The 12,405-nt window shown below is 32.1% G+C and carries 15 protein-coding genes; 9 read left to right on the forward strand and 6 right to left on the reverse strand.

The genetic code is table 11. The features are described from left to right. The first annotated feature begins 20 nt into the window (after nt 1–20). From FNW52_RS09550 to FNW52_RS09575, 6 genes are all read left to right on the forward strand, one after another. A complete protein-coding gene (locus tag FNW52_RS09550; RefSeq protein ID WP_143377240.1) occupies nt 21–1,073 on the forward strand; it encodes a type III polyketide synthase in 1,053 nt (350 codons plus the stop codon). A gap of 139 nt (nt 1,074–1,212) precedes the next feature. Next, complete coding sequence (locus FNW52_RS09555) at nt 1,213–1,638, forward strand: VOC family protein (RefSeq protein ID WP_143377241.1); 426 nt, start codon at nt 1,213–1,215, stop codon at nt 1,636–1,638. A gap of 17 nt (nt 1,639–1,655) precedes the next feature. Then, on the forward strand, nt 1,656–2,084 hold the full coding sequence (locus FNW52_RS09560; RefSeq protein ID WP_143377242.1) for a 3-hydroxyacyl-ACP dehydratase FabZ family protein: 429 nt from the start codon (nt 1,656–1,658) through the stop codon (nt 2,082–2,084). A gap of 130 nt (nt 2,085–2,214) precedes the next feature. After that, nucleotides 2,215–3,495 carry a beta-ketoacyl synthase gene (locus FNW52_RS09565; RefSeq protein WP_143377243.1) on the forward strand — a complete coding sequence of 427 codons (1,281 nt, stop codon included), beginning with the start codon at nt 2,215–2,217 and terminating at the stop codon, nt 3,493–3,495. 37 nt (nt 3,496–3,532) lie between these two features. After that, the gene (locus FNW52_RS09570) at nt 3,533–3,787 is read left to right on the forward strand and encodes an acyl carrier protein (RefSeq protein ID WP_143377244.1); all 255 of its coding nucleotides are present in this window, start codon (nt 3,533–3,535) and stop codon (nt 3,785–3,787) included. After that, entirely contained in the window at nt 3,784–4,269 is a 486-nt protein-coding gene (locus tag FNW52_RS09575) for a 4'-phosphopantetheinyl transferase superfamily protein (protein WP_143377245.1), read from the forward strand. The genes FNW52_RS09570 and FNW52_RS09575 overlap by 4 nt, the downstream gene beginning before the upstream one ends. Before the next feature lie 144 nt (nt 4,270–4,413). Here the strand turns inward: FNW52_RS09575 and FNW52_RS09580 are convergent, their stop codons facing one another. Both FNW52_RS09580 and FNW52_RS09585 read right to left on the reverse strand, forming a co-directional pair. Further along, complete coding sequence (locus tag FNW52_RS09580; RefSeq protein WP_143377246.1) at nt 4,414–5,010, reverse strand: PolC-type DNA polymerase III; 597 nt, start codon at nt 5,008–5,010, stop codon at nt 4,414–4,416. Between the two features lie 2 nt (nt 5,011–5,012). Continuing rightward, complete coding sequence (locus tag FNW52_RS09585; RefSeq protein ID WP_143377247.1) at nt 5,013–6,929, reverse strand: DUF294 nucleotidyltransferase-like domain-containing protein; 1,917 nt, start codon at nt 6,927–6,929, stop codon at nt 5,013–5,015. A gap of 173 nt (nt 6,930–7,102) precedes the next feature. Here FNW52_RS09585 and FNW52_RS09590 point away from each other — a divergent pair, with 173 nt between their 5' ends. Beyond that, entirely contained in the window at nt 7,103–7,609 is a 507-nt protein-coding gene (locus tag FNW52_RS09590) for a DUF2911 domain-containing protein (RefSeq protein ID WP_143377248.1), read from the forward strand. Nucleotides 7,610–8,063: 454 nt separating this feature from the next. Here the strand turns inward: FNW52_RS09590 and FNW52_RS09595 are convergent, their stop codons facing one another. Then, on the reverse strand, nt 8,064–8,714 hold the full coding sequence (locus tag FNW52_RS09595; RefSeq protein WP_143377249.1) for a hypothetical protein: 651 nt from the start codon (nt 8,712–8,714) through the stop codon (nt 8,064–8,066). A gap of 175 nt (nt 8,715–8,889) precedes the next feature. On the opposite strand from FNW52_RS09595, the gene FNW52_RS09600 reads away from it, so the two are divergent. Next, entirely contained in the window at nt 8,890–10,119 is a 1,230-nt protein-coding gene (locus FNW52_RS09600) for a multidrug effflux MFS transporter (RefSeq protein ID WP_143377250.1), read from the forward strand. 97 nt (nt 10,120–10,216) lie between these two features. Then, nucleotides 10,217–10,504: a type II toxin-antitoxin system RelE/ParE family toxin gene (locus FNW52_RS09605; protein ID WP_143377251.1), complete on the forward strand. Its 288-nt coding sequence runs from the start codon at nt 10,217–10,219 to the stop codon at nt 10,502–10,504. On the opposite strand, the gene FNW52_RS09610 is transcribed toward FNW52_RS09605, so the two are convergent. The 3 genes from FNW52_RS09610 to FNW52_RS09620 all read right to left on the reverse strand — a co-directional run bounded on the left by FNW52_RS09610 (nt 10,481) and on the right by FNW52_RS09620 (nt 12,400). Next, nucleotides 10,481–10,780 carry a hypothetical protein gene (locus FNW52_RS09610; protein WP_143377252.1) on the reverse strand — a complete coding sequence of 100 codons (300 nt, stop codon included), beginning with the start codon at nt 10,778–10,780 and terminating at the stop codon, nt 10,481–10,483. The two genes, FNW52_RS09605 and FNW52_RS09610, sit on opposite strands and share 24 nt — an antisense overlap. A gap of 71 nt (nt 10,781–10,851) precedes the next feature. Then, entirely contained in the window at nt 10,852–11,412 is a 561-nt protein-coding gene (gene hemG / locus FNW52_RS09615) for a menaquinone-dependent protoporphyrinogen IX dehydrogenase (RefSeq protein ID WP_255515550.1), read from the reverse strand. A 70-nt stretch (nt 11,413–11,482) separates the two neighbouring features. Next, complete coding sequence (locus tag FNW52_RS09620) at nt 11,483–12,400, reverse strand: DUF6602 domain-containing protein (protein ID WP_143377253.1); 918 nt, start codon at nt 12,398–12,400, stop codon at nt 11,483–11,485. Nucleotides 12,401–12,405 lie beyond the last annotated feature (5 nt).

Consider the following 12,405-nt stretch of genomic DNA (forward strand, 5'->3'; position numbering starts at 1 on the left):
GAAATCAACACAAGAAATCAATGAGTGTAAAAATAAAATGTGTTGCAAAACAGTTGCCAAAATACTCCAGAACGACTCAAGAGATCATCCCTTTTCTGGATTCTTGGCTAGTTGGACAAGAAGACCGCTTTATCAAAAAAGTAAAGAAAATATTCGAAGGGGCTGCTGTAGATAAAAGATATTCCATAATGGATCCTCTTGAAGTTTTTACGAATGCTTCTTTTGAAGGAAGAAATGATATTTATGTTCGGGAAATAATAGATTTGGGTGAGAAAGTATTGGATAAAGCGTTAAAAAAAGCGGATTGGGCACCCCAAGATTTAGATTATATCATTACGGTAAGTTGTACGGGAATTATGATTCCTTCATTAGACGCGTATTTGATCAATAGTTTAAAACTGCGTCAGGATATTGTACGATTGCCTGTGACAGAGATGGGATGTGCGGCTGGAATATCGGGAATTATATATGCAAAGAACTTTCTTCAAGCGAATCCAGGGAAAAGAGCAGCAGTAATTGCCGTGGAGAGTCCAACAGCAACGTTTCAATTGGATGATTTTTCAATGGCGAATATTGTGAGCGCAGCAATTTTCGGAGATGGTGCGGCTTGTGTTTTGCTGTCTTCCTGTGAAGAAGAAACTGGACCGGAAATTATTGCAGAAGAAATGTATCATTTTTACGACAACATTCACATGATGGGTTTTAAACTGACCAACTCTGGCTTGCAAATGGTATTGGATATTGATGTTCCAGATACTATTGCGTCACATTTTCCGGATATTATTCATCCTTTTTTGGAAAAGAACAATTTAAAAATGGAAGATATTGATCATTTGATTTTTCATCCCGGTGGAAAGAAGATCGTGCAAACTGTCGAAGATTTGTTTTCTGATTTAGGAAAAAACATAAATGACACAAAAGAAGTCTTGCGATTGTACGGAAATATGTCAAGCGCAACCGTATTGTATGTTTTGGAGCGATTTATGGATAATTATCCCGAAAAAGGCTCAAAGGGGTTGATGTTGAGTTTTGGTCCGGGTTTTTCGGCTCAAAGGGTTTTGTTGCAGTTTTAAGATAAAAATGAATAGCGCGCTTGATTTTTAAATTTTCTCCCAAAGACGCAAAGTCTAAGGTTAGGCGCCATTGTATTGTGACACCCTGCGTTCAGACATTTGGAATAAGAAACAACAATTTTTAAAAAATATATAAAGTATGGCACTTATCAATCCTCACATTAATTTCAACGGAAATGCCGAAGAAGCATTCAATTTTTACAAATCAGTATTTGGTGGAGAGTTCACAAAGATTATACGCTTCAAAGATATATCAAGCCCTGAATATCCAGTAGCAGAAAATGAAGCAAGTAAGATAATGCACATTGCTTTGCCAATTGGCAAAAACATTTTAATGGCCAATGACGTTCCAGAAAGTATGGGAAGAGTAAATGAAAATGAAAACAGGTCTAAGATATCTATTAGTACGGAAAGTCGTGAAGAAGCCGACAAATTATTTAGCGGACTTTCAGCAGGCGGAAATATTGAAGTACCTATTGACGACAGTTCTTGGGGTTCCTGTTTTGGGATGTTTAGAGACAAATTCGGTATTGAATGGATGGTGGATTTTGATCCAAAAATATAACGGAATACTGTAAAGCAATGGGAGAAAAAGAAATACTATCAAAATTACCGTATTCCAAACCGTTTCTGTTTGTAGATAAGATTCTTAGAATTGATGAAGATGGGGTAGAAGGGGAGTATACTTTTGATGAAGATTTAGATTTTTACAAAGGGCATTTCAAAGACAATCCAATCACACCTGGAGTGATTCTAACCGAAGTTATGGCTCAAATCGGGTTGGTTTGTCTCGGTATTTTTTTGTTGAAGAATCAATTTAATAATAAAACTTCAATAGCTTTAACATCAACGAATATTGAATTTTTAAAACCTGTTTTTCCTAATGAGAAAGTAACTGTCATTTCTCAAAAAACATATTTTAGATTTGGAAAGTTAAAATGCAAAGTTAGTATGAAAAACGAGAGAGATGAAGTGGTTTGCAATGGAACAATTGCAGGAATGATGGTTTGAAAAATATAAAGAATCTAAAAGATTGAAAAAATCTAAAGAAGCAAAAAAAAGCTAAAGAATCGAATAAAAGCTGACTAATCTGTTGCAATTGATATTGTCATTGCTATTGCCATTTAAATTTAAATTGATATTGAAAAATCGTGTTGTAATAACGGGACTGGGTATAGTTGCTCCAAATGGAGTTGGACTTGATGCGTTTACACATGCCATAAAAAATGGAATTTCGGGAATTAAGTTTGATTCAGAATTGGAGCGTTTAAAATTCTCTTGTCAAATTGCCGGAAAACCAGAAGTGTCGACAGAGCTGGCTTTAAACTATTTTACGGAATTAGAGTTGCGGAATTTCAATGCATCTGGTATTTTATACGGTATCATTGCAGGAATTGATGCCTGGAAAGATGCTGGTTTATCGATGAATATTGATTCAGAACCAGATTGGGATAGCGGAACCATTTTTGGGGCGGGAACTTCGGGTATTGATAAATTTCGGGAAAGTATATATAAAATTGATGCGTTGCAGACACGAAGTTTAGGGAGTACAAGTGTATCTCAAACAATGAATAGTGGTGTAAGTGCTTATCTAGGCGGAAAACTAGGTTTAGGAAATCAAGTGACGACCAATTCTTCAGCTTGTACAACGGGTGTCGAAAGCATTTTAATGGGGTATGAACGCATTAAATCAGGACAAGCCAAACGAATGCTAACAGGTAGTACTAGTGATTCGGGGCCTTATATTTGGGGTGGTTTTGACGCGATGCGAGTATGTACTTTTAAACACAACAATTCTCCCGAAACGGGTTCCAGACCCATGTCTGCAAGTGCTTCGGGCTTTGTGCCAGCAAGTGGATCGGGCGCATTAGTGTTAGAAGATTTGGAAACAGCATTAGCGCGTGGTGCAACCATTTATGCAGAAGTTTTGGGCGGAAATATTAATTCGGGAGGGCAAAGAGGAGTAGGGTCAATGACGGCCCCAAATCCGGTAGCAGTTCAAAAATGTATAAAAAATGCTATGGCAAATGCTGGAATTATAGCTTCGAATATTGACGCTATAAATGGTCATCTAACCGCCACTTCAAAAGATAGTTTGGAGATTATGAACTGGAGCGAAGCTTTAGATAGAAAAGGAGTTGATTTTCCGTATATCAATTCGCTGAAATCAATGGTTGGGCATTGTTTGTCGGCTTCCGGGAGTGTAGAAAGTGTGGCAACGGTATTGCAATTGCAGCAAGGATTTATTTTCCCTAATACTAATTGCGAAGATTTACATCCCGAAATCATAGCTTGCATTGATGCGTCAAGAATTTCACAACAGTTGATTAAAAAAGATGTAAATATTATTGCGAAAGCCAGTTTTGGTTTTGGAGATATAAATGGATGTGTTATTTTTAAGAAATATAATCCTAATACTTAGGAAAGAGTAGCAATTTAAAAACTAATTTTAATAAAATATGGATAGAGAAGCAACAATAGAACAGCTAAAGGGTATAGTAAAACCGTATATTCAAAACGAAGAAGCTTTTGAAACTCTTACAGAAGACACTGATTTTATAAATGATTTAAAAATAAATTCAGCAAATTTGGTTGACGTTATTTTAGATATTGAAGAAAGATTTGATGTCATAATCGATAATGAATCGATGGAAAGGATGGTTAATGTAAAAGCAGCAATTGGTATTATTGAAACTGAATTATCAAAAAAATGATTGGAAATGACATTGTAGATTTAGATTTAGCCCTAAAGGAAAGCAATTGGAAAAGAAACCGTTTTTTGGATAAGATTTTTTCTTCTAAAGAGCAGCAATTAATTCTGAATTCAGAAAATCAAGACCTTATGGTTTGGAATTTATGGAGTAGGAAGGAGGCTAGCTATAAAATATATAATCGTCAAACAGGAATCAGAGGTTTTTTTCCTCTGCGATTGGAGTGTGATTATAAAGATAAAAACATAGGAACTGTTTCTATTGATGGTTTTGTTTTTTATACCCAAACAGAGATTACAACAAATTTTATTTATTCGGTTGCTGTTTTTGAAAAGAGGTATTTTAAAAAAATAAAGACTTTAGATACTACAACAATTATAAAAAAAGAGAATGGTGTTCCTTATCTTTTAGATCCGATTTCAAATAGTAAGATTCCAGTATCTATAACCCATCACGGACGTTTTCAAAGGATTATTTCAGTATAAGGTTTACCAAATAAGAAATATAAGAACAGATAAGATATTGCTTTTTCATCCAGCTTAGATGGCCTTATATTTCTTACACCTGCACTGAGCGAAGTTGAAGTGTGGTTAAATTTAAATGCTGTTTGTTTTAGAATACAGCCCCAATTATTTAATCCCCAATCTTGATTTCAATTTTAAAAACAACAAGGCAATGGTATAAGCATTTTCCGAAGGGGTACTTCTATAGGTTTTTGGCAATTTAAAAATATCCGATAATTCATCTAGAGAAAACTGTTTGTCGTTAATGTCCTTTAGTTTTCTATACATTACATCAATATCTAAGGCTTCGTTTTTTAACCTGCCACAACCCAATCTTTCTAAACTGACATTGATCATTTCTACATCAAAGTCAATATGATGTCCTATTAAAACGGCATTGCCAATATAATCGATGAATACTTGAATGGCTTCTGGTTCGCTTAATTTTTTCATCTTACTTTCCACAATAAACTCATTGGACAGTCCATTGTCATGAAGATAGATATATTGCAAAAGAACCGCTTCAAAACTATCTCCAATAAGAATGCTATTGTTGATGATTGCAAATGAACCAATCGATAGAATCACATCTTTACTTGGATTCAATCCAGAAGTTTCAGTTGAAAAAACAACGAATCGATTCGGCTTTTCTTCAAACTTTGAAAGATAGGTTTTCCAAAAATCAGGGTAGTCTTTGTTTATATTTTTTAGCCAGTCTAACATTACTATGAAAATTGTGTAAGTTTAAAATTACTTTTTATTAATTCTTCTAAATCTTTCATGGGAATAAAAGCATTTTTTAATTTTTCTTTATCCAATTTAGTCAATTCATCTAAATTTATATATTGTCCGGAATTGTCATTTTTCAAACCTTCATTGACTCTAAATCTGGATAAAATTAAAAATGCTTCGGCACAATTCAGATAAACATCCGCATTTTTAGGATCCATAATGGCTAATTGTTTGAATCTTAAATAAGTATTATTGAGTCCTCTAATGTTGAAATGTAATGCAAAAAGTCTGGCGCCATCAATAAGTGGCATCAATGCACGAGTTTTAATATCAAACTTATCTTTATTGGGTTCTTCTTCTTCAATTACAAATTTCTTAAAAAATGTTAGTGGAGAATTTTTTCTCAAAGCGTCATTTCCTAAAAAATCAAAGAATAAAGAATTGTTTTCTATGTTTTTGAATATTACATTTTCTAACGCCTCAAATATTTTTTTCTCTCCAAAAACCAAGTCTAAATCAAAAAATATACTACTCAAATCAGTACTGTTTTCACCAGGAGTATTCATCCAACTGTCGTATTGTTTGATCCAGTCTGTCAATGATTTACACCACAACATATTACTTCCCATGTGTCCGTTTGGACATAATTCGTAACCTGTTTTTTCAAGAGTTAAAGTCGTCTTTTTAGCTAGTTTTAAAAAATAATCTCTAACATCTCTATATTTATCAGGAAGCACATCCTCAAAGACTAAAATGCTATCTTGATCAGTGAGTAATAATTGTTCTTTTCTACCTTGACTACCAATGCTTAACCAAGCAAAACGGGCAGGAGGTGAGCCTAATTCTAAAATGGATAATTCTACGGCACGTTTTAAAATGGCCGAATTTATCTCACTGGCTATATTATTAATGTGGGAAAGCGGAATATTTTTATTGATAGAATTTTGTATTAATTCGGATAAACGTTCGCGAATTTGTCTTAATTCTTTTGGGTTTTGAGACCTTTTGATTTCTTTTATTAAAACTCCTGGGTTGCTCGCTTGGGCTACAATTAAGTCATGCTCTGATATGATTCCTTTAATAGCCGATTTATCAGTACCGTCTTGGGTTACACACAAATGGCTGACATTATTTTTCAACATTAATAATTGAGCTTCCGCTAAAGAAACATTTTCGACGACTGTCACTACTGGCGCAGACATGATAGCATCGACAGGAATATTTATCGGAAACAGACCTGTAGCTATTTTTGAAGACATATCTGTAGTTGTTACAATTCCAATAGGCAGGTGATTCTCGCAAATAACAGCGCTTGTAGAGAGATTCTCGGTCATGCGCAAAGCTACTTCTTTAGCAACATCAGTAACTTTTACTATTAGTGGAGATCTATTGTAAGTAAGCGATTGAAAATATTGCATTTCATTTTTTTGCTCTCCATAGAAAAAATTATCAGAAGCTAATTTTCCTCTAAAATTCTCTTTATCTTTTGGATTCCAAGTATTAGAAGCAAAACTTTCTAAAAGGAAATTTAACACATTTGGATTATTGGCCACAAAGGGTCTAAAAGTCGCAATAGGAATGCCATAAACGATACTTTCTTCACGAGCTTTTGCAGTCATCATGTAGTTGTTTTTGGCGAAAAAAGGTCGGAGTCCAAAAACATCTCCAACATGACATTTGTTTAACAATGTCTCTTCGGCATCTGAAATTACAGATAAATTGACGGTGCCTGATGCTACAACATAAAAACAATCGTGTAAAACATCATTTATTTGAAACAATGTTTTGTGTTTTTCTAAATTAATAACGCGAATATTTGCGGCTATTTCGGATAATTCTTGAAAAGTCAAGTTATCAAATGGAGCGTGTTCCTTCAAAAAATCAGCAATATGTTCAGCAATTGTATTCATAAGTTTTGTTGTAAAGTAATGCTTGTAAAAATAAGAAAAATTGGCATCAAAACGAAGTATTCAAAACTAATTTTATCAATTTGCAGTATAGTTAAATTTTTCATAAAACATTGTAGAAAAGAATGGTATTAACTATTATTATCTAATTTTAATGCTAATTAAACACGTAAATTATGAAAATTTTAAAAATCTCTCTACTCTTATTCTTATCATTTTTTGCAATTTCATTTGCAAATGCACAGGAGAAACTAAAGAGTCCTCCTGAAAAAGCTACCGGAATTGTTAATGGGGCTAAAATTGAAATTAATTATGGAAGTCCTTCCGTTAGAGCAAGAAAAATTTGGGGAGAATTGGTTCCTTTTGGGGAAGTTTGGCGTGCTGGAGCGAATGAGGCTACGACATTTGAAACCGATAAAGCCATTACAGTAGAAGGTTTAATATTGCCGGCTGGAAAATATTCGTTTTTTATTATTCCGAACAAAGAGGAATGTGTTATTGTTTTTAATAAAGAAGCTAAACAATGGGGAGCTTATAAATATAACGACAAAGTGGATCAGCTTCGTGTTAAGGTCAAACCAGAAAATGCTGATTCATTTACTGAAAAATTAACATACACCATAAATGCAGCTAATGTAGAATTAAGTTGGGAAAATTGGATAATTGGTTTCAAAGTAAAATAGTGTTATTTTAAAATAGTGTTATTTAGAGTTTATTCCTAAAATAAAACGGACATAGATTAACTGTTGTAGTTGATAAAACGTTAAGTTATCAAAAAATATAGTTTAAAAGAATCATTGTAGTAATTCACAATGATTTTTTTTTGTTATATTTTGAATACGAGGGTAAAGCTAAAAATGAATTAAGTTTTTTCTATTTTTATCTAATGAATGAAATAAGTTGGTTAACAATATAAGTGAAGGATCATCTAGGGTTATTGAAAAAGTCTATTTTACATAATATAAATTATAGTTCAAAATAGCTACACTTAAAAACTTATAAAACTATGTATTTCAAAGTTTTATATCTTCTTTGCATCAATGAACCTTCGTTTTATACAAATGTTACAGCGAAAAAATTTTGAACATAAATTTGAACATAAAAAAAAAACATTTTATTGGGGCTTATTTATTTTATCTATTTAGTTATTTCACCAATACTTAACCGATCATCAATAGTCAAACTAAATAATACTTGTCCGTTCATATCAACATTTTTATAATCTCCATCTGCATCAAATTCAACAAATTCTAAATTGTTACCAGTCCAATATACTTGATTTTCAGAATTAGCATGAATATTGATTTCATTAGAAAATTCCCCATTACGGTTAATTATTTGCGGATTCCAATTTGTTCGAACATCAAGTTTTTCTGCGACAAATTTTGAAGCTTCCATTGGACACTCCATAAAATCAATTTTACCGTAAGTATTATGCATGATTGTAATTCTATTTCGCAAAAATCTAAACGTGGCATCGGGATTTCTTTCAAACATTGTTGAAACGCTTATTGAACATTTTCTTCCTTGCCTTCTTAATTGTCCATGCTTAATAGAATCACCTAAGTCATGAATTATTTCATACGCTCTATTTTCTTTAGCTAACTGATTTGGGTCAGCTTGTAAAATATTCTCAGGCATGTGTTTAATAGATATGGTTAGTGCATTTGCAGAAGTTATAAAATCATTTATAGCAGGATTCATTGACACAAGTGTTGAGAATTTTATATTTAATTCTTCCCACGGTTTTATTATTTCAGTAATAAATTTTATTGCTTCTTCTTTCATAGTTTTTTGATTAATTAAGGCTTAAAAGTACTTATTTTATTTAATCCTTTATATGGATTTTTACTAAATATAATATTCAATAACTCTTTTAAAAGGGGAATTTTCTAACCCAATTCAATTGCTTACGGTATTGAGATTTCTATGCATTACCTTTGCAAAAAAATAAAACGCAGTAATGACAAAAACGAATTATATAAAATTGATTTTAATTTTAGGATCAATGTCAGCTCTTGGACCCTTTTCAATTGATATGTATTTACCAGGATTCTCAGGAATTGCCAAAGATTTGAATACTACCGTTGCTAATGTTTCCATGTCATTATCCAGTTATTTCGTTGGGATTTCTGCAGGACAATTACTTTATGGACCATTATTAGACCGTTTTGGTCGAAAAAAGCCTCTATTTATTGGGTTATTGATTTATATTTTGGCTTCTTTGGACTGTATTTTTGTGGCAGATATCAATACGTTTATTGGACTTCGGTTTGTACAGGCAGTTGGCAGTTGTGCCGCTACAGTGGCATCGATTGCGATGGTGCGGGATTTATTTCCCATAAAAGAAATACCCAATGTTTTGTCTAAATTGATGCTGGTTATTGGGCTTTCGCCAATGTTGGCGCCAACTATTGGTGGTTATGTGACTAGTTATTGGGGTTGGCATATTGTGTTTTTAATTCTGATGTGTATGGGCGTTTTTGTACTGATAGCTTCTCAAATGGGCTTGCCTAAAACGCATGAACCAGATGTATCAATTTCGCTGAAACCCAAACCGATCATCAATAATTTCATATCGATTATCAAAGTTCCTCAATTTTATACGTATGCCTTGACGGGTTCTATTGCATTCTCCGGGTTGTTTACTTATGTTGCAGCTTCTCCAATTTTGTTTATGAATATTTTAAAAGTAGATGCTCAAATCTACGGTTGGATTTTTGCTTTTATGTCTTTGAGTTTTATTGGTTCCAGTCAATTGAATTCTCTTTTATTGAGACGATTTTCTAGTGAACAGATGATTTTTGGAGCTTTGATTGCCCAAATCATTATTAGTACTGCCTTTTTGATTTTGGCTATCAACGGTGTTTTAGGGCTGTACGGAACTATTGCTCTGTTGTTCTTGTTTTTGGCTTGTTTGGGTATTTCCAACCCGAATACGGCTGGATTGACCCTTGCTCCTTTTGCAAAAAATACCGGAAGTGCCTCGGCATTGATGGGCGCTACTCAATTGGGAATTGGGGCTTTGGCTTCTTTTGCAGTGGGCGTTTTTGTAAAAAACTCTATGGTACCCATGGTCGCCATTATGACCTGTACCACGATTATCGCTTTTATTATTTTGAATATTGGTAAAAGAAAAATCAAGAAAACTGTTGTGAATTCTGGAGATGATGAAATTATCATGGGGCATTGAGTTTTGACTCAAAAAATTAAATGTTTATTATTTATGATGCAAAAAAACCTATTTAAAAGCACACAAAAACAAGTATTAGATTACATTTTGAAAGAAAATGAAAATAGTAATTACTGAAAATGCTGAAAAATCATATAACGAGATAATCAATAAATATTCAGAAATTAAAGCATCAACATTTGCGGCAGAAACTATTTTAATTTTAGATATTATTGAAAAAAACAATTATATCGGTTCTGAACATAAAAAAACTCCCTATCGGAAGTTTTTAGTATCAGAGCAAGTCTATCTTTTTTACAGAATAGATACAGAAATTATTTATGTTGTTTTGTTTTGGGACAATAAAAGAAATCCTTTAGATTTAGAGATTATACTTTGCTCGTAATTTTTCTTTGAAATCAGAATAATCAACTACCCTTCCAGCTTTTATATCCTCTTCACTTTTTTGAAATCCTTGCATTAATAATTCTTCAGGATACAACAAACCAGTTATCGTTTTCACTTCGCTCGGAGTAAAATTTTTCAATCGCAATTTTCTATAATATGTCGCATGTTTCAATCCTAATTTTTGCATAAAAAATTCTGCTTTATAATAAGAATTGCCTATTAATTCAGGTAAACTGTTTAGGTAGTTTTCGTAATTTTCAACTATTTCTATCATAATATGATATTTTGATTATAAAATAATGACAAATTTAGTGTTATTTTTTGAACAATGCCCATTAGAATTATCTATATTTTAATAAACTCTTTTCCAAATTCATCTACTTTATTCCAATTAGTGTATTCTATAACCGTTTTTGAATTAATTGGTCCTTTGGTTATTAGCATAATTAATTTTATTAAAAGCCTATCTTTAAAACTATAAAGTTTATAATCTAATTTTCCGGGAAAAACAGCAACAAGTGTTGGCTTCCATGCTATGGAATTGAAAAATTTTATCACATAAGGATTGGTGTTTGCTTTGCTTTTCTCAACTTTGCGTGCGACTAAGTTTACAGAAATAAATGCTGTTTTTTTTGAATTTAAAAAATCAGTATTTTCATTTATAAATGTTGCTATTTGTTCGTTGTGTTTCCCATATCTTATACTCGAAGCGATAATTATTTTATCATAGGCTGTGATTTTTTGACTTAAATTATCAATAGGAAATATATCAACCAAATGATTATTTAGTATTAAAATTTCCTCTATATAGTGACAAATTCTTTTCGTAAGACCATCAACAGATGAATATATAATAATTGTCTTTGTTAGCATTGGATTTATTATCAAAGGTTGCAGTGTTTTCATAAGGTTTAGTAAAACAAGGGTTTCATTGTTCGTGTTGTGTATGCAGTTAAATCCTTATTGTTGTGCGACATTATTGTAATTCGAAACTGATTCTTTTATTCATTTGTTCCGGAATGTAGTGATTTAGTAAATTTGTTTTAGAAATAATTACTTTTTTTAATAATAAATCTATTAAATATTGTAGAAAACCAAGCATTATTCTTGAAGGGTCAACAATAATGTAATTGTCGTTAACAAGTATCTTAGGATAATTATGACCTCCTGATTGATAATATAAATCAGTTGATTTTGTTGTTATTTCTCCAATATTCCCATCTTTATCTTGTCCTATAAGACCAAATATTTCAATAATGGGTTTATTATTTTGACTTATTCCGATTATTCCTCGATTTAGAATACATAATAAATTTGGTCTATGTTCTAAAGCTATATCAGCTATTGCTTTATTATAATGGTTTAATAATGTTGTACTACTTTTAAAAGTTGTATCGAATGCGAATATGATACCTATAGGAGAATTGGTATCGCTAACAGTAAAACCGTTACTTATGTTAGATGTAACTTTGTCCTTTATGAATTTTAATTTCTTTAATGACTCAATGTTTTTAACAGCAGTTGAGAGTTCTGTTTCATTTATTGATGTCTTTACTTCAATTCCACAATATATTACATCAACAGGATATATAGATGGTTCTTCATCTATAAATAATTTTGGATTAAAGAATTTATCTATAATTAAAATGTCTTCTTGTTTGCTTTTATCACATTCACTTCCCGAATTATCAATTACGATACCTGAACTGTATTCATACATTTCAGGCAAAAAATCAATTAAAAATTGCCTAATTTCTTTTTCTACTCTTGTGCCTTTAGAAGTTTGATGCTCAATTAATTCTCTTATATCTTCAAATCGCGAAAGTATCTGAGCAACACGTCTTTTATAATGTTTAGAAACTCTATCAGTTGCTTTGAAGATAATTGGTTCCATATTTA

It is taken from the genome of Flavobacterium sp. ZT3R18, from assembly GCF_007097385.1.
In the GTDB taxonomy this organism is placed as follows: Bacteria; Bacteroidota; Bacteroidia; order Flavobacteriales; family Flavobacteriaceae; genus Flavobacterium.